Origin of the sequence: Riemerella anatipestifer, assembly GCF_009670965.2 — a bacterium.
Classification (GTDB): Bacteria; Bacteroidota; Bacteroidia; order Flavobacteriales; family Weeksellaceae; genus Riemerella; species Riemerella anatipestifer_B.
Genome location: NZ_CP073239.1, coordinates 488,853 through 510,160, shown reverse-complemented (window position 1 = coordinate 510,160; position 21,308 = coordinate 488,853). Strand labels below are relative to the sequence as shown.

21 protein-coding genes are annotated in these 21,308 nt (G+C 34.3%); 19 read left to right on the top strand and 2 right to left on the bottom strand.

From position 1 onward, the window contains the following. Positions 1–39: 39 nt before the first annotated feature. The 10 genes from D1J36_RS02385 to D1J36_RS02340 all read left to right on the top strand — a co-directional run bounded on the left by D1J36_RS02385 (position 40) and on the right by D1J36_RS02340 (position 8,764). Positions 40–990 (top strand): hydrogen peroxide-inducible genes activator, encoded by a 951-nt coding sequence (locus tag D1J36_RS02385; protein ID WP_154138248.1) that lies wholly within the window; start codon positions 40–42, stop codon positions 988–990. Between the two features lie 6 nt (positions 991–996). Beyond that, positions 997–2,556: a phosphoethanolamine transferase gene (locus D1J36_RS02380; protein WP_154138213.1), complete on the top strand. Its 1,560-nt coding sequence runs from the start codon at positions 997–999 to the stop codon at positions 2,554–2,556. Positions 2,557–2,726: 170 nt separating this feature from the next. Then, positions 2,727–4,007 carry a methionine adenosyltransferase gene (metK, locus tag D1J36_RS02375; RefSeq protein ID WP_154138212.1) on the top strand — a complete coding sequence of 427 codons (1,281 nt, stop codon included), beginning with the start codon at positions 2,727–2,729 and terminating at the stop codon, positions 4,005–4,007. Between the two features lie 145 nt (positions 4,008–4,152). Beyond that, the gene (locus D1J36_RS02370) at positions 4,153–4,749 is read left to right on the top strand and encodes a superoxide dismutase (RefSeq protein ID WP_154138211.1); all 597 of its coding nucleotides are present in this window, start codon (positions 4,153–4,155) and stop codon (positions 4,747–4,749) included. A 119-nt stretch (positions 4,750–4,868) separates the two neighbouring features. Next, complete coding sequence (gene nusB, locus D1J36_RS02365; protein WP_154138210.1) at positions 4,869–5,774, top strand: transcription antitermination factor NusB; 906 nt, start codon at positions 4,869–4,871, stop codon at positions 5,772–5,774. A gap of 11 nt (positions 5,775–5,785) precedes the next feature. Further along, positions 5,786–6,277 carry a DUF1573 domain-containing protein gene (locus D1J36_RS02360; RefSeq protein WP_153935710.1) on the top strand — a complete coding sequence of 164 codons (492 nt, stop codon included), beginning with the start codon at positions 5,786–5,788 and terminating at the stop codon, positions 6,275–6,277. 32 nt (positions 6,278–6,309) lie between these two features. Then, positions 6,310–6,642 carry a preprotein translocase subunit YajC gene (yajC, locus tag D1J36_RS02355; protein WP_154138209.1) on the top strand — a complete coding sequence of 111 codons (333 nt, stop codon included), beginning with the start codon at positions 6,310–6,312 and terminating at the stop codon, positions 6,640–6,642. A 56-nt stretch (positions 6,643–6,698) separates the two neighbouring features. Next, the gene (locus tag D1J36_RS02350; protein ID WP_252339414.1) at positions 6,699–7,475 is read left to right on the top strand and encodes a threonine/serine ThrE exporter family protein; all 777 of its coding nucleotides are present in this window, start codon (positions 6,699–6,701) and stop codon (positions 7,473–7,475) included. Beyond that, positions 7,465–8,001, top strand: coding sequence for a threonine/serine exporter family protein (locus D1J36_RS02345; protein WP_154138207.1), 537 nt, complete (start codon positions 7,465–7,467; stop codon positions 7,999–8,001). The genes D1J36_RS02350 and D1J36_RS02345 overlap by 11 nt, the downstream gene beginning before the upstream one ends. 13 nt (positions 8,002–8,014) lie before the next feature. Further along, entirely contained in the window at positions 8,015–8,764 is a 750-nt protein-coding gene (locus D1J36_RS02340) for an SDR family NAD(P)-dependent oxidoreductase (protein ID WP_154138206.1), read from the top strand. 55 nt (positions 8,765–8,819) lie between these two features. On the opposite strand, the gene cysS is transcribed toward D1J36_RS02340, so the two are convergent. Next, positions 8,820–10,280 carry a cysteine--tRNA ligase gene (cysS, locus tag D1J36_RS02335; RefSeq protein ID WP_154138205.1) on the bottom strand — a complete coding sequence of 487 codons (1,461 nt, stop codon included), beginning with the start codon at positions 10,278–10,280 and terminating at the stop codon, positions 8,820–8,822. A gap of 27 nt (positions 10,281–10,307) precedes the next feature. Then, positions 10,308–10,973 carry a GTP cyclohydrolase I FolE gene (folE, locus tag D1J36_RS02330; RefSeq protein ID WP_154138204.1) on the bottom strand — a complete coding sequence of 222 codons (666 nt, stop codon included), beginning with the start codon at positions 10,971–10,973 and terminating at the stop codon, positions 10,308–10,310. A gap of 206 nt (positions 10,974–11,179) precedes the next feature. Here folE and D1J36_RS02325 point away from each other — a divergent pair, with 206 nt between their 5' ends. The 9 genes from D1J36_RS02325 to D1J36_RS02285 all read left to right on the top strand — a co-directional run bounded on the left by D1J36_RS02325 (position 11,180) and on the right by D1J36_RS02285 (position 21,247). Continuing rightward, positions 11,180–12,961, top strand: a complete 1,782-nt coding sequence (locus D1J36_RS02325; protein WP_154138203.1) for an ABC transporter ATP-binding protein — start codon at positions 11,180–11,182, stop codon at positions 12,959–12,961. A gap of 8 nt (positions 12,962–12,969) precedes the next feature. Continuing rightward, positions 12,970–14,073, top strand: coding sequence for a UDP-galactopyranose mutase (glf, locus tag D1J36_RS02320; RefSeq protein WP_154138202.1), 1,104 nt, complete (start codon positions 12,970–12,972; stop codon positions 14,071–14,073). An 11-nt stretch (positions 14,074–14,084) separates the two neighbouring features. Next, on the top strand, positions 14,085–15,065 hold the full coding sequence (locus tag D1J36_RS02315) for a glycosyltransferase family 2 protein (RefSeq protein ID WP_154138201.1): 981 nt from the start codon (positions 14,085–14,087) through the stop codon (positions 15,063–15,065). A 19-nt stretch (positions 15,066–15,084) separates the two neighbouring features. Next, positions 15,085–16,062, top strand: a complete 978-nt coding sequence (locus D1J36_RS02310) for a glycosyltransferase family 8 protein (RefSeq protein WP_154138200.1) — start codon at positions 15,085–15,087, stop codon at positions 16,060–16,062. Continuing rightward, the gene (locus D1J36_RS02305; RefSeq protein WP_252339413.1) at positions 16,032–16,940 is read left to right on the top strand and encodes a capsular polysaccharide synthesis protein; all 909 of its coding nucleotides are present in this window, start codon (positions 16,032–16,034) and stop codon (positions 16,938–16,940) included. Before D1J36_RS02310 ends, D1J36_RS02305 begins: the two co-directional genes overlap by 31 nt. An 8-nt stretch (positions 16,941–16,948) precedes the next feature. Beyond that, complete coding sequence (locus D1J36_RS02300) at positions 16,949–18,106, top strand: glycosyltransferase family 4 protein (RefSeq protein WP_154138198.1); 1,158 nt, start codon at positions 16,949–16,951, stop codon at positions 18,104–18,106. Between the two features lie 229 nt (positions 18,107–18,335). After that, a complete protein-coding gene (locus tag D1J36_RS02295) occupies positions 18,336–19,316 on the top strand; it encodes an IS30-like element IS4351 family transposase (RefSeq protein WP_005794072.1) in 981 nt (326 codons plus the stop codon). Beyond that, positions 19,300–20,217: a family 6 glucosyltransferase gene (locus D1J36_RS02290; protein ID WP_185147735.1), complete on the top strand. Its 918-nt coding sequence runs from the start codon at positions 19,300–19,302 to the stop codon at positions 20,215–20,217. Before D1J36_RS02295 ends, D1J36_RS02290 begins: the two co-directional genes overlap by 17 nt. 7 nt (positions 20,218–20,224) lie before the next feature. Next, positions 20,225–21,247 carry a hypothetical protein gene (locus D1J36_RS02285; RefSeq protein ID WP_154137291.1) on the top strand — a complete coding sequence of 341 codons (1,023 nt, stop codon included), beginning with the start codon at positions 20,225–20,227 and terminating at the stop codon, positions 21,245–21,247. Positions 21,248–21,308 lie beyond the last annotated feature (61 nt).

Sequence of the window (21,308 nt, the reverse complement as noted above, 5' to 3'; positions counted from 1 at the left end):
AAAATTTTAGGAAAGCCTTATTTACAATTCTATGAAATAATGAATGTTCAGCAATTAGAATACCTCATTTCTGTGGATAAACACAAGCATTTTGGCAAAGCAGCTCAAGCGTGTTTTATCACTCAACCTACCCTTAGTGCGATGATACAGAAATTGGAAGAAGAGTTAGATGTTAAAATATTTGACCGCTCCGCACATCCAATAAGAACCACAGATGCAGGTAAGGAAATCCTGCAACACGCTTATAAGATTATTGATGAAATTAATGAGATGAAAAATAAGGCGAATAGTCTCAATAATATTTTGGCGGGTAAGGTGGTGCTGGGTATTATCCCTACGGTGTCTCCGTTTATACTTCCTGTGGAAATTTTTGATTTTCTATCACAGAATCCCAATATAGAAATGGAAGTAAAGGAACTTAATACAGACAGTGTGATAAAGGCATTGAAATCAGGCGAGATAGATGCAGGTATCATTGTGACACCTCACCACGATGCTGATGAGTTTTTTAAAGATGTTTTGTTTAATGAAGAATTGATGCTGTATTCTTCTGAGTATGGTGGGGAAAATGAGAGTAAATTTGTACTTCCTCAAGATATAAAAGCGGATAAAATATGGCTTTTGGAAGAGGGAAATTGCCTGACGACTCAATTTGAGAATATATGTAATCTTAAAGAGAATAGATTGAAACCTAATAATCTTGATTTTAAAGCGACGAGTATCAGTTCTTTACTTCAAATTGTGGATAGAGTGGGAGGAATTACGCTGTTGCCTGAACTTGCGGCTAACCAGCTAGAGAATACTCAAAAGGCTAAAATATCAAGATTTAGAAAGCCTTTTCCTTATAGAGAAATTAGTTTAATCTATTATAAACCTACCTATAAACAAAAAATTTTAGATGAGTTTGTAAAAGTGGTGAGAGAGTCGGTTCAGCCGAAACTTAACTACACGCAAGCTCCTAGAGATTATGTTAATATTAGACCAGATTAAAAGAATATGACTTCCTTTTATAATACATTTAATAGTAAAAAAATCTATCTATTTGGGCTGTTGTCTTTTGTGATGTATATAGTTGGTTTTTTTTCGTCGTATCCTTATCTGTTAGACGGTTCTACTAAGAGTGTTAATACACTAGATGTGGTAAGGAATGTTGTGGAGTATGGTGTGATGTTTTTTTCGATAATTACTTTTTGTAGTATTTTATATAGAGGAAACTATTTTTTCAAATCGATAGTTTTTTTACTATTGATTTTGTTCGGAGCTAATTTTATGATTTCTGCATCGTGTTTGTTTATATATGAGCAAGGGTTTAATGTAGGAATGATAATGAGTGTACTAGATACGAACCTCTCGGAAAGCCTTAGTATGTCTAAAACTTTGATACTACCTATTATAGCGGCTGTATTGTTTGCGGTTTTAGCATTTATGCTTATTAGAGAATTGTCAAAAAAAATATACAGATTCAAAAGAGTACCAATATATTTATATTCGTTTGTTTGGATATTGTTGCCACTGCTTTTTCATGCAAAACATAAGTATATTAGTAACAAAGGGGGTGGGAGTATGATTAAAAATGTATTCTACCATGCTAGTGATCTACAAAAAGCATATAACCTAAGAGAAGAGCTAAAGCTAATAACGGAGAATAAAGTCCATTATAATTTATTTCCGCTAGATGGTGGAGAGGAATTACCTCAAAATATTGTCATTTTAATTGGAGAATCTGCAAGAAAGCAAAATATGTCGTTGTATGGCTACAGGAGAAATACTACTCCTATAGCGGTTTCTGAGAAGCATAATATGGAAGTTTATAATAATGCATATTCTCCAGCGGCTATTACCAACTTGGCAGTGCCTATTATTCTAAGTAATATTGATATAGATAACTATAAAGAAAATATACTATCCATTAGCGATAACATTGTGAATGTAGCTAACCATCAAGGGTATGATACTTATTGGTTAAGTACACAAGGTGGAGCGGCTGGGATAACGGCAATAGCTTCTTTCTCTAAAAATAAAAAATGGATTAGTGGGTTTGATGAAAGTTTGCTGCCAGAGCTTTCGAGTATACTGTCTCTAAATAAAAACTCAAAAAGGAGGAAGGTTATTGTAATGCATATCAATGGCAGTCACCCATATTCTTGTGATAAATATCCGGAGAAAGAAGAATATTGGAAATACCAAGGGCAATTGGATAATTGTTACGACAATTCTATAAGATATACCGATAAGGTAATGGGGGAAGTGATGAAGCGGATTGAGAAAACTAACTCCGTATTAGTTTATGTTTCAGACCATGGTCAAATCAAAAAAGATGATAAATATATCCATGGAGATTATAGAGAAGCAGTTCAGGTGCCTTTCTTTATTTGGTATTCACCGCTATACAAAACTAAAAATAGAGGTGTTGAGGTAAATAAAGTTGTATCAACAAGCATGATCTACAAAACCATCTTAGAGCTTATGGGTGTAAGTAACCCTAAGGCAGTTAATAACCAAGGAAAATATTTAAAATTAGATATGAAAGCTATAAAGTATGATGAGCTTAAATAGTTTTTGTTATAAATAAAAACTTTTATAACTTTGCAAACTCAAAGTAAAGAGGAAAAATTTGACTGATTGCAACCTCACTAAAAAATGCTAAAACAGATTTCTATTTTAGTTTCTTTTTGATGTTCTTCGGTCTTATTTTTAGTATAAATTTTAATTAAATAATAAAAAATATGCCGTATTTATTCACATCTGAATCCGTTTCAGAAGGACATCCTGATAAAATTGCAGACCAAATTTCTGATGCTTTAATAGACCATTTTCTTGCCTACGATGAGAAGGCAAAGGTGGCTTGTGAAACTTTAGTAACCACAGGACAGGTTATTTTGGCGGGAGAGGTTAAATCTTCGGCTTACTTAGATGTGCAAACTATTGCTAGAGAAGTTATTAACGAGATAGGCTATACCAAAGGCGAGTATATGTTTAATGGAGACTCTTGTGGGGTTTTGTCTGCCATCCACGAACAGTCGCCAGAGATTAACCAAGGGGTTGATAGAGTGGTAGCTGAAGATAATTTTGAAGCAAAAGCTCAAGCTCAAGGGGCAGGCGACCAAGGAATGATGTTCGGTTATGCAACCAACGAAACCGATAACTATATGCCTTTGGCTTTAGATTTGGCACACGCTATTTTGAGGGAACTCTCTGCAATCAGAAGAGAAGGAGCGGAAATAAAATACCTTCGTCCCGATGCTAAAAGTCAGGTAACTATAGAGTATTCTGATGACCATAAGCCTATCCGAATTGATAGCATTGTAATATCCACTCAGCACGATGAGTTTTCTGATGATGATACTATGTTAGCCCAAATTAGAAAAGACTTAACGGAAATTCTTATTCCTAGAGTGGTTGCTAAGCAAAAACCAGAGATACAGAAATTATTTAATAATGGTATTAAATACCATATCAACCCTACAGGGAAGTTTGTAATTGGGGGACCACACGGCGATACAGGGCTTACGGGTAGGAAAATCATTGTAGATACTTACGGTGGTAAAGGAGCTCACGGTGGCGGTGCTTTTTCTGGTAAAGACCCTTCTAAAGTAGACCGGAGTGCGGCGTATGCCACGAGACATATTGCTAAAAACTTGGTAGCTGCTGGGGTAGCAGATGAGGTGCTGGTTCAAGTATCTTACGCTATTGGTGTGGCGGAACCTTGCGGACTTTACATCAATACCTACGGAACTTCTAAGGTGTCTTATAGTGATGGGGAAATAGCAAAAAAATTAAAAGGTATTTTTGATTTGAGACCTTATGCCATAGAGACTAATTTAAAACTAAGAAATCCTATCTACAGAGAAACGGCAGCTTATGGGCATATGGGTAGAGAGTCTTATATCGCGGATAAGGTATTTAATGAAGGTAGAGAAAACGAACTTGTGGTAAAAGATTTAGAGTTCTTTACTTGGGAGAAGTTAGATAGAGTAGAGGATATTAAGGAAGCCTTTAATCTATAGAAGTAAATTACATTCATTGCTAAATGATAGATTTTATCTATGTTAAAGTTTTATAAAATTTTAAATAATCATTCCTGAATAGAGGAATAATTACTTAAATTTGGAGGCAAACATTGATAAAGTTAAATTAAAAAACAAAATTATTATGTCATTTGAATTACCAAAACTAGGATACGCTTACGATGCTCTAGAGCCGCACATTGATGCAAGAACGATGGAAATACACCATACCAAACACCATCAAGCCTATATAGATAACCTTAATAAAGCAATTGCTGGAACTGAGTTAGAAGGCAAGTCTATAGAGGAAGTTTGCCAATTAGGAAGTGATAAACCAGCTGTAAGAAACAATGGTGGTGGGCACTTTAACCATACTCTTTTTTGGGAAGTTTTAACTCCAGGGGGAAGTAAAGAGCCTGTAGGAAAAGTGAAAGAAGAGATTGAGAAAATGGGAGGTTTTGATAAATTCAAAACAGATTTTTCGGAAGCGGCAAAAACAAGATTTGGTTCTGGTTGGGCGTGGCTTTGCAAAATGCCAGATGGGTCTTTAGAAGTATGTTCTTCGGCTAATCAAGATAACCCATTGATGCCAAATGTAGGCTGTGGTGGTACACCTATCTTGGGATTAGATGTGTGGGAACACGCTTATTACCTTAATTACCAAAACAGAAGACCAGACTATGTAACGGCTTTCTTTGAAGTGATTAACTGGGATAAAGTAGAAGAAAACTACAATAAATAATCCTTTTTAGAATTAAAAATAAAGAAGCATCATCTGACTAAGGTGGTGCTTTTTTTGATTTCAAGTTTTCGTTGGTTGGGCATTTATCCGTATCTTTGCCACCGAAAAAGACCTTTGAAATGTTAGGAAGAAGACAAATACGAGAAAAAGTAGTACAAACCCTTTATGCTTACCAGCAAAATCCGCTTAGCCAAGATGCGTTGCAAAGAAAAATGTTCTCAGAAATAGAGAAGATTTATCATTTGTATGTTTATCAGCTTAATTTTTTAGTTGGTCTAAAGCATTTGGCAGAACACCAAATGGAAATAAGCAAAGGTAAGTTTTTAAAGACCGAGGAAGACCTTAATCCTAATCAGAAGTTCATTAGAAACCAAGTTCTAGAAAATATAGAGAATAATCAGGAGCGACTTTCGTTTACCTCAAAACATCAAAACCTAAAGTGGGACTTAGATGACGATTTGTTGGTAAAGACTTTCCAAAGGATGAAGGCAGGGAAGCGTTACCAAGATTTTATGCAGAATGACGAAGTGTCTTTTGAAGACGACCAAAAATTCCTTGGGAAATTATTTTTGAGGTATGTGGCAGAGAATGAGGCATTCCATGAGTTGATGGAAGAGAAAGAAATTAGCTGGGTAGATGACCTACATATTTCTAACACGATGATACAAAAGACTATTGGTTTTATAAGAGAAGGTGAGCCAAGCCATACACTTATCAAAATTATTAAAGATGAGGAAGACAGAAGTTTTGCACAAAAGTTATTGCAATACAGTCTAAGCCATTGGGAAGATACGGAAATAAAGCTAAAAGAACGCCTTAAAAACTGGGAATTAGACCGAGTTTCTCTTATGGATAGAGTGATTTTGATAGCGGCTATCACAGAATTAGACCATTTCCCACTAACGCCTTCTAAAGTGATTATCAACGAATATATAGAAATTTCTAAGGCGTTTTCTACGGATAAAAGTCAGGTGTTTATCAACGGACTTTTAGGTAAATATGCAGAAGACATCAATCGTTTTTAAAATAATATACAATGAGAAAAATTACAAAAATAACTGCCCTTTTGGGATTTAGTGTATTATCTCTAACGGCTTGTAATAAAAATGAAAAGCCAGAAGTACTTAATCCAGAAACGGAAGTTGCAGAACAAATTTCAGTTGAGGAGCAACTGCACACAGAGCAATCTGATATGGTAAAACAAGCACAATCTTCACCATTAACATCGGTGGCTTTATCAGCTCCAAGTTTTGATTTTGGTGTGGTTAAATCAGGTTCTATTGTAGAGCATACTTATGAAATTACAAATACAGGTAAAAATCCACTAATTATTTCTAATGTTAAGCCTACTTGTGGTTGTACTGTTCCTGATTATACTAAAGAGCCTATATTACCAGGTAAAGTGGCAAAGGTAACTCTTAAATTTGACTCGGGTAGTTTCCAAGGAATGCAGCAAAAATTTGTGGAAGTTTATGCTAACACAGAAAAAACACCTATTGTATTGAGCTTTACAGCAGATGTACAATAGCTCTATTAAAAATAAAATTAAACTAAAAAAACATGAATTTACTTATTTTACTTCAAGCACAAGCACAGCCATCTATAATGCCGACTTTCATTATGATAGGAGGTATGATAGTTTTCTTTTACTTTTTTATGATTCGTCCACAGATGAAAAAACAGAAGCAAGAGAAAAACTTCCAAGAATCTCTAAAACCTGGTAGAATGGTGGTTACCACATCTGGGATACACGGTAGAGTTTCACAAGTAACAGAAGATGGTGTGATACTAGAAACTATGGCAGGTAAACTTAAATTTGAAAAAGCCGCTATATCACGAGATTTTACACAAAACAGATTTCCAGATACTAAAGAAGTAGCGGACAAGAAATAATTATAAGACAGATTGGTAGCTATATCAATCTGTTTTTTTATAGTATGGAGTATAGTATGGAAAATAACAAGCAGTCTATAACTACACTAGCAAAGCTTTTAACAGAGGTGGCTACGCTTCTCATTTCTAATGGTGCTAACTCTACCAGAACAAAACGAAATGTAGTGCGTATTGCAGAAGCTTATGGCTACCATGTGGAAGTGTTTTTCTCTTTTTCGGGGATATTTCTATCCTTGTATGATAAAGATGGAAATAACACAGAAACATTAGTGAAAACTATCAATAAGCACGGTATAGACTTTAATCTTATTTCGGATATTAGCGTTCTTAGTTGGGATATAGCAGCACACAAACTTCCTTATGATGAAGTAGAAAAAAGATTAGACGAAATAAGAAGTAAGCCTCACTATTCTGTGTGGGTTAAAATGCTGTGGATTGGTATGGCAACAGCGGCTCTTAGTCAGTTGTTTTCAGGGACTTATTTAGAGTTTTTAGTAGTATTTCTAGCGAGTGTCATTGGCTTTTGGGTAAGATTATTTTTAATTAAAAAAGAATATAATCTGTTTATGCAGAGCTTAGTTTCGGCGTTTGTGTCTGTATCAGTAGTAAAAATGGCATTGGTTTTTGGTTTGCCAGAAGGTCATGCAGCACTTACGGCATGTGTACTTTGGTTGATACCAGGAGTGCCTTTAATCAATGGATTTTTAGACTTGTTGGAGGGGCATATTGTTTCAGGGTGGGCTAAAGCAGCCTTAGGAACAATGATTGTTTTTATGATAGCAGTAGGTTATTATTTATCAGTATTTGTATTCAGGTTATTTTATGGCGTATGATATTTTAGAAAAGGTATTTTGGGCAGTATTTGTATCGTTAGGTTTTGCGGTACTTTTTAATACTCCAAGAAGGGCTCTGTGGGCGGTGGCACTGCTGGGAGCTTTAGGTTTTGGAATTAAGACGATACTGTTAGTTTATGTACTGAATGGACAAGTGGTAATGGCAACGCTTTTAGGGGCATCTGCTGTGGGATTGTCAGGGTTATATTTTGCTCACCGAGTACACACGCCACCTATTGTATTTACAATACCTGCGGTTATCAATATGATACCGGGGACATTGGGGTATAATTTTATGATGGGGATTATACGCATTGTATCGTCTAAAAAAGAAAATTCTATCACAGTGGAGAATTTGATAGAGATTATCAATAACGGGCTAAATGCAGGATTTACTATTTTGGTGTTGGCGTTTGGAGTTGTTTTTCCAATTTTGATATTAAATACTAGAACGGTAAAGAATAAAGACTTAAACAGGTATCTTAAATATAAAATGATTAAACTTAAAAGAAAAGGTTTTAAATAAACAATATTTATTTATGGGAAGAACGGTATTTATAACAGGAGCTACATCGGGCATAGGGAAGGCTACGGCAGAGCTTTTGGCTCAACAGGGATACAGACTTATCATTTGTGGACGAAGAGCGGAAGTTCTAGAAGAGCTTAAAGAAAAATTATCTTTAAAAACAGAGGTATATGCTTTAGTTTTTGATGTTAGAAACGCTGATGAGGTAGAACGCTCCATAGCATCTTTGCCTGAGAGTTTCAAGGATATAGATATACTCATCAATAATGCGGGGAATGCTCACGGATTAGAGCCTCTGTCAGATGGTAATATTTCCGATTGGGATATGATGATGGACGCTAATGTGAAAGGTTTACTTTATGTCTCAAAACCGATTATTTCTAGAATGAAAGAGGCTAAGAAAGGACATATCATCAATATATCTTCCGTTGCGGCTCGCCAAACTTATGCTAATGGAGTGGTCTATTGTGCTTCTAAAAGGGCGGTAGATGTGATTTCGGAAGGTATGAGGATAGAGCTTACTAGTTTTGGTATTAAAGTGACTAATATTCAGCCGGGAGCGGTAGAAACCGATTTCTCTAAAGTGAGATTTAAAGGAGATGAAGCAAGGGCTAAAGCCGTTTATGAAGGTTACGAAGCCTTGAAAGCTGAAGATATTGCAGATGCAGTAGCATATTGTATTAACGCTCCAGAGCGTGTTTCTATAGCGGAGCTTTGTATTTATCCTAAAGCACAAGCGGAGCCTAGAACTATTTGTAGATAAATGAAATTAAAAGAAAAAGGGACATTTTATAAAGTGTCCCTTTTCTATTATTGAGTTAGCTCAAACTATAAGTCGTCCCTTCTTTACCATCTTTTAGTTCAATGCCTTTTTCTAGCAGTTGGTCCCTAATCTGGTCGCTTAATTCCCAATTTTTAGCTTTTCTAGCTTCGTTTCTAAGGTTGATTAGGATTTGAAGAGCTTGGTCTAGCTTTTCGTTATTATTTTCTTCTATTTTTTGAAGCCCTAAAACATCAAATACTAGACTATTTAGAGTTTCTTTTAATAAGATTAAATCTGTTTCACTTATACTTTCTTTGCCATCTTTTAATGCAAAAATAAATTTAACTGCCTCAAATAAATGGGCAATAAGTATAGGAGCGTTAAAATCATCTAGCAATGCAGCGTGGCATTTAGATTTCCAATCTTCAATATTAAATGCAGTGTTGTTGCTGTTAGCTGATAAATTTTCTAAAACACTCATAGCCTCCATAAGTCTTTGGAAGCCTTTTTCGCTGGCAATCATAGCTTCGTTAGAAATGTCTAACACGCTACGATAATGGGCTTGCATAAAGCAAAAACGCACTACTGATGGATGAAATGGTTTTTCAAAAAAATCATTTTCGCCAGAAATAAGCTGCATTGGGAGGATATAGTTTCCTGTGGATTTACTCATTCGCTGTCCGTTCATTGTCAACATATTGGCGTGCATCCAATAGTTTACGGGTGAAGTTCCATTACATGCTTTGCCTTGAGCAACCTCACATTCGTGGTGAGGGAATTTTAAATCCATTCCACCTCCGTGTATATCAAACTTTTCACCTAAATATTTAGTGCTCATAGCAGTACATTCTAAGTGCCAACCAGGGAAACCTTCTCCCCAAGGAGAGTTCCATCTCATAATATGAGCTGGAGAGGCTTTCTTCCATAATGCGAAATCTTGTGGATTTTTCTTTTCGCCTTGTCCGTCTAAATCTCTAGTGTTGGCAAAAAGTTCCTCTATGTTTCTTCTGGAAAGTTCACCGTAGTTTAATCCTTTTTCGTTGTAAGCCTTTACATCAAAATAAACCGAACCATTACTTTCGTAAGCGAAGCCCTTGTCTATTAGTTTTTGTGTGAGTTCTATTTGTTCCACAATATGTCCCGTAGCGGTAGGTTCAATGGTTGGAGGAAGTAGATTGAAAAGTTCTAAAACTTTATGGAAATCTACAGTGTATTTTTGTACAATTTCCATTGGTTCTAGTTTCTCTAACCTTGACTGTTTTACGAAGCGGTCGTTGTTTACATCGCCGTCATCGGTAAGGTGTCCTGCATCAGTAATATTTCTTACATAACGCACTTTGTAGCCTAAATAGGTTAAAGTACGGTAAATAAAATCAAAGGACATAAAAGTACGCACATTGCCTAAGTGTACATTGCTATATACCGTAGGACCACACACATACATACCTACATTATGGTCTAAAATAGGTTTAAAGACTTCTTTTTCTCCTGTGAGAGAGTTATATATTTTAAGCATATCTTTTTCGTTTTGAAAAGATTAGATTTAATCTAGTTTTGCATGACTACCAACATAGTGCAGAAACTCTTGCCTAGTGATAGGATTAGTTCTAAAGATACCACTAAGTTCCGCTGTAATGGTGGAACTAGCCGTGTCTTTGATACCTCTACAATTAACACAGAGGTGCTTAGCATCAATAATACAAGCTACATCATTAGTGCCGAGAGCTTCTTTTAGAGCGTCTACTATTTGCATGGTGAGTCTTTCTTGCACTTGTGGGCGTTTGGCGTAGTAATCTACAATTCTATTGATTTTGGATAATCCAATCACCTCTCCGTTAGAGATATAAGCCACATGAGCTCTACCAATGATAGGCAAAAAATGATGCTCACAAAAAGAATAGACTGTAATGTCTTTTTCCACAAGCATTTGTCTGTATTTATACTTGTTGCTAAAAGTAGAGATACCTGGCTTATTTTCTGGAAGTAATCCACCAAAAATCTCATTTACATACATTTTGGCTACTCGCTTAGGCGAATCTTTTAGAGAGTCATCTGTCATATCTAGCCCTAAAGTTTGCATGATTTCGGCAAAATGTTTCTCTATAATGGCAATTTTTTCTTCGGTTGTCTTCTCAAAGGCATCAGCTCTTAGGGGTGTGTGCTCTTTGCCTGTAAACACATCGTCATCATTATCAAAATGGTTATTCATGATATATTGCTATAATGGGAGCAAAGTTAAGAAAATCTTCGGAGTAATGAAGCGTGGAATTCTAAAAGGAGGTTTTGGATAGCTGGTATTTATGAACAAAAATTAATGGACTGAAAATAAATTCGTAACTTTGCAATAGTATTTACATGAGGTTTTAGCACAAAATTATTTAGTGCTAGATATCAGTCTGATTTTAGAATACAAAAATGAAAAATAATACGACAAGTAGCCTTGGATTTTTTAATTATTTTAGAAGAATAATAGGGTGGCATATCTATGGTTATATACTACTAAACTTTTTGGTCGGAATACTTGATGGTTTAGGGTTAGCTATGTTCATTCCTTTGTTATCTATTGCCACCGGAGATGCTACTAACAATGAGTCTTTAGGTCAATTAGAATTTTTAGTTATAGCAATTAAACGATTGGGAATTGAATTGAATCTAGCTACAGCTCTTGGGTTGATGATAAGTTTATTCGTTCTCAAAGGTATTTTCTTCTACATTAGAACAATTTATTTTACCAAAATACGCCTAGTAGCCATGCGGAAAATAAGATGGAATCTACTGTCAGGCTTTAAGGATTTATCTTATGAGGGCTTTACTAAGCTAGATGCAGGAAGAGTTCAAAATAATATGATAAGTGAGGTTGATAAGTTGGTTAATGCTATGGTTACCTATTTTGTGAGCATTCAGCATGTAGTCATGCTACTTACCTATGTGGTTTTAGCTTTCTTATCTAATTGGCAATTTGCTATTATGGTAGGTATAGGAGGTGGGCTAACCAATATTTTCTATAAATATATCAATAAAAAAACCAAAGAGTATTCAAGAAAGCAGTCTTTTATAGGACACGATTTTAATGGTAATCTTATTCAGGCAATAAACAACTTTAAGTATTTAAAAGCAACAAACTATTTTAAAACTTATGAGAGGAAACTGAAAAATAATATTTGGGTATCAGAAGATATTAGTTTTAAGATGGGGAAAATTGGAGCTATAGCTGAGAGTTTACGAGAGCCTATGATTATTATTATCATTGCAATCGTGATTTTAGTTCAGGTAAATATTATGGGGGGTAGTTTTGGTTCCATTTTAGTGAGTTTGCTTTTATTTTATAGAGCTTTGGCTCACTTAGTGAGTATGCAAAACTCTTGGAATGGTTTTATGAGAACTTCTGCTGGTTTAGAATCGGTAGAGCTTATTCTTTCTGAATTTAAACATTACCAAGAACCAGAATTGCAGGGAGAAATTCAAAATATTAGTACTATTGATACGAAAAATGTTAGTGTTACATATGGACGAACTCCTATTTTGAAAAATATTAATCTTAGTATTAGTTCAAAGTCATCTATAGCTTTGGTGGGAGAGAGTGGTGCAGGGAAAACCACTTTAGCCAATGTATTGTGTGGTTTGTTACCGCCTCATGAAGGAGAGGTTTTTGTAGATGATATATCCTTATATAATAGTAATTTAAATAGTTTTAGAGATAAGGTAGGCTATATCACTCAAGAGCCTGTGATATTTGACGATAGTATTTTTAATAATGTTACCTTTTGGGCAGAAAAAACACCTAAAAATATAGAACGATTTTGGCGTACCATGGAAATGGTTTCTATGAAGACTTTTGTGGAGGGTGTAGAAAATAAAGAAGATGCAAGATTGGGTAATAATGGTATTTTAGTTTCAGGAGGTCAAAAACAAAGGATTTCTATTGCCAGAGAACTTTATAAAGAGGTTGAGTTATTGGTGATGGATGAGGCAACCTCTGCCTTGGATTCCGAAACGGAAAAACATATTAAGGAAAGTATAGATATGCTACAAGGTAAGTTTACAATGATTATTATTGCTCATAGATTATCCACTGTCAAAAATGTAGACCAAGTATATCTGATGGAAAAAGGGGAGATTATTAATCATGGGACTTTTGGTGAGTTACTAAACAAGTCTGAAAGATTTAAAAAAATGGTAGAATTGCAAGAAGTTTAAACCAAAGTATGAGTAAACAATATGATTATCTAATAGTAGGGAGTGGCTTATTCGGAGCGGTATTTGCTTGCGAAATGACGAAGAAAGGCAAGAAATGTCTTGTTATAGAGCGTCGTGAACATATCGCAGGAAATATTTATACGGAAAATATAGAGGGTATTAATGTCCATAAATATGGTGCTCATATTTTTCATACAAATAATAAAGAGGTCTGGGACTATGTAAATTCTTTTGTGGAATTTAACCGATACACCAACTCTCCGGTAGCTAACTATAAGGGGAAATTGTACAATCTCCCTTTTAATATGAATACTTTCTATCAGTTATGGGGAGTTAAAACCCCTGCTGAAGCTCGAGCAAAAATAGAGGAACAAAGAGCAGAATATAAGCATATTGTTGAGCCTAAAAACCTTGAAGAACAAGCCTTGGTGTTGGGAGGAAAAGATATCTATGAAAAATTGATAAAAGGCTATACAGAGAAGCAATGGGGCAGACCTGCTACGGAGATACCCGCTTTTATTATTAGGAGGCTTCCTTTTAGATTTACATTTGATAATAATTATTTTAATGATACTTACCAAGGAGTACCTAACGGAGGATATACATTGCTGGTAGAAAAAATGTTAGAGGGGATAGAAGTAAGGCTCAATACTGATTATTTTAAAAATCGGGAACATTGGGATTCTATTGCTGAAACTGTTGTTTATACAGGTAAAATAGATGAGTTTTTTGATTTTCAATACGGAGCACTCGATTATCGTAGTTTGAGATTTGAAACGGAAATTTTAGATGAAGCCAATTATCAGGGGAATGCAGTGGTAAATTATACTGAGAGAGAAATACCATTTACTAGAATTATAGAACATAAACATTTTGAATTTGGCACACAGCCTAAAACCATTGTTACGAGAGAATATCCGCAAGATATGGCTGAAGGAGAGGAAGCGTATTACCCAATCAATGATGAGAGAAACCAAGCGGTTTATCAAAAATATAAAGCCTTGGCAGATGAATGTGGAAACGTAATTTTTGGCGGAAGGTTGGCGGAATATAAATACTATGATATGCATCAAGTGGTCGCAAAGGCACTAGAGATGATCGCATCTATTTAACAAAATAAAAGATGGAAAAATTACTAACCCTTATAGTTCCTATATACAATACAGAAGAATATTTGCCCAAGTGCTTAAACTCGCTGATAATTAGAGAAAATTTAATGTCGCTTTTGGAAGTGCTTCTGATTATAGACGGAAGCCCAGATAATGCACTGGAAATAGCGCGAGAGTATGAGGAAAAATACCCTCAAACTTTTAGGGTAATCAACAAGGAAAATGGAGGCTATGGTTCCGTATTAAAAAGAGGAATAGTGGAGGGAAAAGGCAAGTATTGTAAAGTTCTAGACTCTGACGATTGGTATGATAATCAATCGTTCGAAAGGTTTGTAGAGCAATTGCAGACTATCGATACAGATGTTGTGGTTACGGATTTTGTAAGGGAATATGTTTTTGAAAATCGGTCAGAATTATTTAGTTTACCAAAAGTAAAACCTAATAAAGTTTATGGTTTAGATAAAGAGATTAGTGAATTAGAAGGAGCGTTTGTTATGCATAGATTAGCGTATAAAACAGATGTGGTAAGACAGGCACAGATAGATTTTCCGGAAAAAATATTTTATACAGATACTCTTTTTGCTTCTTTACCTCTTTTTTTCGCTAAAGATTTATATTACACAGATAGTCCTCTATACAGATACCTGATAGGAAGAGATGGACAAACCGTAGCTCCTGCTACCATCAGAAAAAACAGGAAAGGAGTAGAGACGGTTATCAGGTATTATTACCAAAAATATACGCAACATAAATCTCAAATGACCGAAGAAAAGAGAAACTTTGTTTTGTCCTCTGTTAAGGCCTTTTTCCAAATGTACTATAAAATTTTGGTTCATTTAGATTTTTCTGATGCAAAAAAAGAATTGGCGGAGTGGCATTCTTTTGTAAAAAAAACACCAGAATATGAGGTGTTTTCGGATATCAAATTAGTGGAGTATTATAATATATTGCCTTATTTTATATTTAGATATACCTCATTTATTTGGAGAAAATAAGTTATACTAATCTTTATAAATGAAAAAAATGACAGACTTTCCAATTGTTTTTACTAGCGATGATAAATATATAAAGTATACTAGCGTTACGATTGCATCAATAATTTCAAATGCTAATAAAAATTTTAATTATAGATTTTATATACTTGCAGATCACATCAGTGATTATAACCAAAGGCTATTAAAAGAATTTGTTTCTAAACATAAAAATTGTTGTATAGATTTCATAATACTAACAAACTTAAATAAAGAACAGTTTTATGTTAAAGATTATTATTCTGCTGTTACATATTATCGATTCTATATTCCTGAAATATTTAAGCAGTATGATAGAGTTTTATACCTTGACGGTGATGTTGTGGTAGAAGCAGATATCTCAGAATTTACAACAATAGATTTTGAGAATAACGCTGTTATTGCTGTACAAGATACAAAACACTGTAATTTTATAAAATCAGGAGGCGAAGATTGGTATACAAAAGATTACTTTTATGATATTTTAAAAATGAATAATCCTGAACAATATTTTAATACAGGTGTTATTGCGTTTAACTTAAAAATGATGAGGGAACAATGTATTCAGGATAAACTATTTGCACTATTGGAAGAGATTAAAAATCCTAAATTACTTGATCAAGATATACTCAATTCTGTTTTAACGAGGTGGGGTGGAGTGAAGTTTATTAGTAATAAATATAATTTTATGGCAAACATAAGGACAGCCCCACTCAATTATTCATACAAAGAGGTTTTACTTTCTCGAATAAAGAAAATTTTCAATTTAAACAAGAAAGAAAAATTACCGTTCTTTATATATCATTTCGTAGAAGCGGCTAAACCTTGGAAATCACAAAGGCCAGATAGAATGTTATTTTATAAATATTTATATTCTATACATGAAGTAAATCCTCCAAAGGAATTTGTGGAAGAAATAATTAAGGAAAATAATAGGTACTTTTCTATTTGGTGGAAACTATTTATGAGATATTTTTCATAGAAAATTATGATATGATGTTACTCAATACTATAGCTTTAAAGTTTAAAAAAGCTTTTCCTGATTTCTATCAAAAAGTTTTAAACATAAAACAGGGTAGGTATAACTATACCTTTTCAGAAGATAGATATCCAGGTAGCTTTCTATCTAATCATTATCAAGGAAATTATAGGGAGCAAAAGGCTCCAGAAGTTATTTATTGCTTTTGGACGGGGGATAATGAAATGAGTGAGAATAGAAAAAAAGGACTGGAAGCTCTAGAAAAAAATGCAGGAGTTCCTGTAAAACTCATTACTCCAAAGAACTTACAAGAATATATAAAAGAAGATGCTCCATTACATAAAGGCTTTGATTTTCTAAGTTTAACGATGAAATCAGATTATCTCCGCTGTTATTTTATGCATCATTATGGTGGAGGCTATGCAGATGTAAAACCTTTTGAACATTCTTGGAAATTTGCCTTTAATAAACTTAACTCTCAAAAAAACAAATATGTTATTGGTTATCCAGAATTATTGCACGGAGGGATAGCACCAGCAGAGCATAGATTTTTTGCTGAAAAAAAGTTTTATACAGATTATGAAAGGCAAATGAGTGTAGAGAAATATTTACAGCAAGACTTAATGAAATATACGCCATTACTTATAGGTAACGGTTCATTTATTAGTAAGCCTTATTCTCCGATTACAACAGAATGGTATGAGGAAGTACATAAAAGGATGGATGAATTGTATGACTATTTCTATGAATATGGCGATAATCAGGATTTTGAAGTGCCGTACTTTTATCTTGTTCAAATTTTTCATCCACTTATCCTAAAATATCATAAACATGTGTTGAGGGATAAAAAGCTTTTACCTATTCTAAAAAATTATAGATAATATCAACAATGAATATTGTTTATTTTTTTCCAAACTTGAAGGATGCTGCAGGTACCGAAAGAATGTTAAATGTTAAAGCAAACTATTTAGCAGATGTATTAGGGTATAATATAACTATAATCACATATAAACAATATGATGATCCTATTTTCTTTAAATTTAGTGAGAAAATAAAAATGATTCATTTTGATATTCCAGATCCTACGCGAGACTTGAAAAACTTTCCCAGTTCAGAGAGAAAAAAGTTGTATAAAAACTTTATGGCAACTTACCGAAAAAAAGTGGAAGATTATCTATACCATAATCCTACTGATATTGCGATTTCAATGTATTTTGGTGCGGAACACAAGTTTTTACCCTTGATAAAAGATGGGAGTAAAAAAATATTAGAATACCATTTTCATTTTGATATTACGCCTCTAAGCAAAAAACTTAAGGCTAATTGGACGCTGAAAAATCTGAAAATGAAACTCCAAACTTGGTTTTTCCAAAAAACACTCAACAAGTTTGATAAAATTGTAGTGCTTACGGAAGAAGACGAAAAAGCATGGAGTCACTATTTTGATAATGTAACCAATATACCCAATCCTATCACGATAGAGGCTATCACCACGGACTATAAATCAAAAAAGGTTCTTGCTGTGGGGCGGTTTACCTATCAGAAAGGCTTCAATTATCTTATTGATGCTTGGGCTATTGCTAGTAAAAAGTTTCCGGATTGGCAGTTAGATATTTACGGACACGGCGACTTGGAAGAAGAACTTCACTCTCAAATTAAAATGCTTGGTTTGGAGCAGAGTATCAATATATTTCCGCCAAGTAAAAGCATTAATGAGGTCTATGCGCAATATTCTATTTTTGCATTAAGTTCTCGCTTTGAGGGGTTTCCGCTTGTTCTCATAGAGTCTATAGCCTCAGGGCTTGTTCCCGTAGCATTTGCTTGTAAAAATGGACCTAAACAAATGTTGGGAGACAACAAATTGAAAGATTTTTTAGTAGAACCCAATGATGTAGAAACTTTTGCAGAAAAATTAAGCAAATTAATGGAGAGCGAGGTTTTAAGAAAGGAAATGTCAGAAGAGGCGTTGAAAGTATCAAAACGCTACGAAATGTCTAATATAATGAAAAAATGGGAGAGTTTGTTTAATTATTTGAAAAATAAATGATTATGAAAATAGGTATTTTGTATATTGCCACAGGTCGTTATATCAATTTTTGGAAGGTATTTCTTGAGTTCAACTTATAAATGCAACTTTTTGGGTGCGGATAATAAGCAATAAAAACATTTATTTTTCAGAGAGGAAAGAGAGACAATGTCCCCCTTTCTCTCACTCTGAATGGATAAAGTTTGCTATCTTTGCTTTAATTGTCCGTCCAAAGAAAAAAAAGTTGCAGATGAGCAAACATATAACCGAGGAACAAAGGTATGCAATTTCTATGATGTTGCAAATACCGATGAGCAAAAAAGCAATAGCGGAAGCTATCGGAGTAGATAAAAGCACTGTTTACAGGGAGATAAAGCGCAATTGCGACGCCCGAAGTGGTAGCTATAGCATGGAGCTTGCCCAGCGAAAAGCAGACAGGCGCAAGCAGCAAAAACATCGCAAGGAAGTGCTTACACCGGCAATGAGAAAACGGATAATAAAGCTGTTGAAGAAAGGATTCAGCCCGGAGCAGATTGTCGGCAGGAGCCGCTTGGAGGGAATTGCGATGGTATCTCACGAAACGATATATCGCTGGATTTGGGAGGATAAGCGGCGGGGTGGCAAACTGCACAAATATCTTCGCAGACAAGGTCGCAGGTATGCCAAACGTGGTTCTAAAAATGCAGGGCGAGGATTTATCCCAGGCAGGGTGGATATTGATGAGCGTCCCGAGATAGTGGAACTGAAGGAGAGATTTGGTGATTTAGAGATAGATACAATTATTGGTAAGAACCACAAAGGTGCCATTCTTACCATTAACGACAGAGCAACAAGCAGGGTCTGGATACGCAAGTTGTCGGGAAAAGAAGCCATCCCGGTAGCTAAGATTGCAGTATGGGCACTGCGGAAAGTGAAAAACTTAATACACACAATTACGGCTGACAATGGAAAGGAGTTTGCAAAGCACGAGGAAATTGCGCAAAAATTGGAAATAAAATTCTATTTTTGCAAACCATACCACTCATGGGAACGTGGTGCCAATGAAAACACCAACGGGCTTATCAGGCAGTATATCCCAAAGGGTAAGGACTTTAGTGAAGTAACCAACAAACAGATTAAGTGGATTGAAAATAAACTCAATAATCGACCTCGTAAAAGACTTGGATACCTCACGCCAAACGAAAAATTTAAACAAATTATTAATCAGAATTCTGTTGCATTTGCAAGTTGAATTCAGCTTTTATAAAAGTGCTGAAAAATATTTACTTCTAGAACATGAAAAACATTATTTTGTATTTAGTGATGTAAAAACTAAAATTTTAGGAGAAGAAGAAAATGTAACTAAAATTTATCAAGAAAAGTTAGGCTGGCCTTATGATACATTAATGCGATTTGATATGTTCTTAAAAGTAGAGAAAGAACTAGAAAATATGGACTATATATATTTCTTTAATGCTAATATGGAAGTTCTTAAACCTATTGGAGAAGAAATTTTACCTAAAAGAGAAAGCTTGATGGCTATTAGGCATCCTCTACAATATAATCGTTTAAGAGAAGAATTTTCTTATGAGTCAGATCCAAAATCAGTAGCATATATTCCTCCTAATGAGGGAAAATATTACTTTATGGGGGGATTAAATGGAGGAAAAGCAAAGGATTATTTACATATGGTAAGAATTCTAGATGCAAACACAAAGGAAGATTTGAAAAATGGAGTAGTTGCTGTTTGGCATGATGAAAGTCACATCAATAAATACTTATTGGATAAAGAGCCTCTTATCGTTGCTCCGCAGTATGCATGGCCCGAAGGTTTAGTGATGGATGTGGTTGATTATAAGGATTATGGGTATTTAAAATCAAATGATGATATAAAAATAATTTTACATGATAAATATCACCCTCGTTTTGGTGGAGCATACTGGATGAGAAACTCTCCCCATAAAAACATTTTTGTTGAAAAAATAAGTTACATAATTTATAGTAAACTAACTGAGTGTAATGATTTTTATCGAAATTATCAGTATAAAAAACAAAATGGGTTAAAAATAAATTTTAAAATAGAATTGTATAGAAAATATAATGCCTTAAAAAGACTTGTTTTAAATCAAATAAAAGATAGATTTAAATTATAGATATATTATGGATATATTAATAAAAACATACTATCGCCCCCATTTGTTAGACCGATGTTTAAGAAGCATCTACGAAAGAGTTAATGATTCAAAGTATTTAGATATCAATGTTTTAGATGATGGAACACCTCAGAAATATTTGGATAAAATACAAGAGAAATACCCAAGGGTTTCCTTTAAATTCTCTGATTGGCGAGAAGAAAAAATACAAAAAATAGAAAAACACCTGCAAGGAATAGAGAAATACCAAGATACTCGTATTCCAACAGATTTATGGTATACAGCGGTTTCAGAATCTTCGGAGATTTTGATAATGACGGAGGATGATGTTTGGTTTATAGACGACTTTGATATGCATTTCTATGCGCAAGAAATGGAGAAGTATGGTATCCAGATTCTAAAATTAGGACGTATTTTAAGCAAAGATACTCAGTACATAGAAAATAGAAAGCTCACAGAAAAAATATCTTTCCATAAACCTAAATATATTATTAGGTCTGCTAGGTTTTATAAAATGTTACTTAAAAATAGTTTTAAATTAAAAACATTCTTGGAAAAACTGCATCTGTTGCCGGAAGGTTGGCGAAAACAACTTTGGACAATGTACGATATTCCAATGGGAATGTATCGCAAAGATTATTTGAAGTTTCTTTGGAAAGACCAGTACAAAAGAGTAGTTGAAGATTTACAACTGATAAATGCGGTCGATTGGGATTTGAACTTTTCTGCACAGGGCGAGTTGGGAATGCATAAATATACATTGCTTAATAACCGGGTTATGGCTACTTCGTATCGCAGTTCTGCATCGTTCAACTCTTTTAATATTGAGGAACATTTTGATTTAGTAAGATTTAATTATATTTTGAACGAGCTTTGGTATGAAGGGAAATTTGATAGTTACGAGAACTTTCCAGAGGACTTTTCGGTAGATTATATTTACAGAATTTTGCTAGAGAATGAAAATAAACACTTCGCTGATAAATGGAAGAAGTGGACTGAAAGTTTTATTGAAATGCATAAAGGTTCATAACTATTATCTATGTAAGAGTTTTTATAGATATTTGTTAATTTGAATATAGTTTATTTGTATT

Excerpts from the sequence above, each read along its gene's own strand:
- D1J36_RS02370 (WP_154138211.1), top strand. The coding sequence starts at position 4,153 with ATGTCATTTGAATTACCAAAACTAGGATACGCTTACGATGCTCTAGAG.
- glf (WP_154138202.1), top strand. The coding sequence starts at position 12,970 with ATGAGTAAACAATATGATTATCTAATAGTAGGGAGTGGCTTATTCGGA.
- D1J36_RS02340 (WP_154138206.1), top strand. The coding sequence starts at position 8,015 with ATGGGAAGAACGGTATTTATAACAGGAGCTACATCGGGCATAGGGAAG.
- D1J36_RS02385 (WP_154138248.1), top strand. The coding sequence starts at position 40 with ATGAATGTTCAGCAATTAGAATACCTCATTTCTGTGGATAAACACAAG.
- D1J36_RS02360 (WP_153935710.1), top strand. The coding sequence starts at position 5,786 with ATGAGAAAAATTACAAAAATAACTGCCCTTTTGGGATTTAGTGTATTA.
- D1J36_RS02350 (WP_252339414.1), top strand. The coding sequence starts at position 6,699 with ATGGAAAATAACAAGCAGTCTATAACTACACTAGCAAAGCTTTTAACA.
- nusB (WP_154138210.1), top strand. The coding sequence starts at position 4,869 with ATGTTAGGAAGAAGACAAATACGAGAAAAAGTAGTACAAACCCTTTAT.
- D1J36_RS02325 (WP_154138203.1), top strand. The coding sequence starts at position 11,180 with ATGAAAAATAATACGACAAGTAGCCTTGGATTTTTTAATTATTTTAGA.
- D1J36_RS02380 (WP_154138213.1), top strand. The coding sequence starts at position 997 with ATGACTTCCTTTTATAATACATTTAATAGTAAAAAAATCTATCTATTT.
- folE (WP_154138204.1), bottom strand. The coding sequence starts at position 10,973 with ATGAATAACCATTTTGATAATGATGACGATGTGTTTACAGGCAAAGAG.
- D1J36_RS02285 (WP_154137291.1), top strand. The coding sequence starts at position 20,225 with ATGGATATATTAATAAAAACATACTATCGCCCCCATTTGTTAGACCGA.
- D1J36_RS02300 (WP_154138198.1), top strand. The coding sequence starts at position 16,949 with ATGAATATTGTTTATTTTTTTCCAAACTTGAAGGATGCTGCAGGTACC.
- D1J36_RS02295 (WP_005794072.1), top strand. The coding sequence starts at position 18,336 with ATGAGCAAACATATAACCGAGGAACAAAGGTATGCAATTTCTATGATG.
- D1J36_RS02345 (WP_154138207.1), top strand. The coding sequence starts at position 7,465 with ATGGCGTATGATATTTTAGAAAAGGTATTTTGGGCAGTATTTGTATCG.
- D1J36_RS02315 (WP_154138201.1), top strand. The coding sequence starts at position 14,085 with ATGGAAAAATTACTAACCCTTATAGTTCCTATATACAATACAGAAGAA.
- metK (WP_154138212.1), top strand. The coding sequence starts at position 2,727 with ATGCCGTATTTATTCACATCTGAATCCGTTTCAGAAGGACATCCTGAT.
- D1J36_RS02310 (WP_154138200.1), top strand. The coding sequence starts at position 15,085 with ATGAAAAAAATGACAGACTTTCCAATTGTTTTTACTAGCGATGATAAA.
- cysS (WP_154138205.1), bottom strand. The coding sequence starts at position 10,280 with ATGCTTAAAATATATAACTCTCTCACAGGAGAAAAAGAAGTCTTTAAA.
- yajC (WP_154138209.1), top strand. The coding sequence starts at position 6,310 with ATGAATTTACTTATTTTACTTCAAGCACAAGCACAGCCATCTATAATG.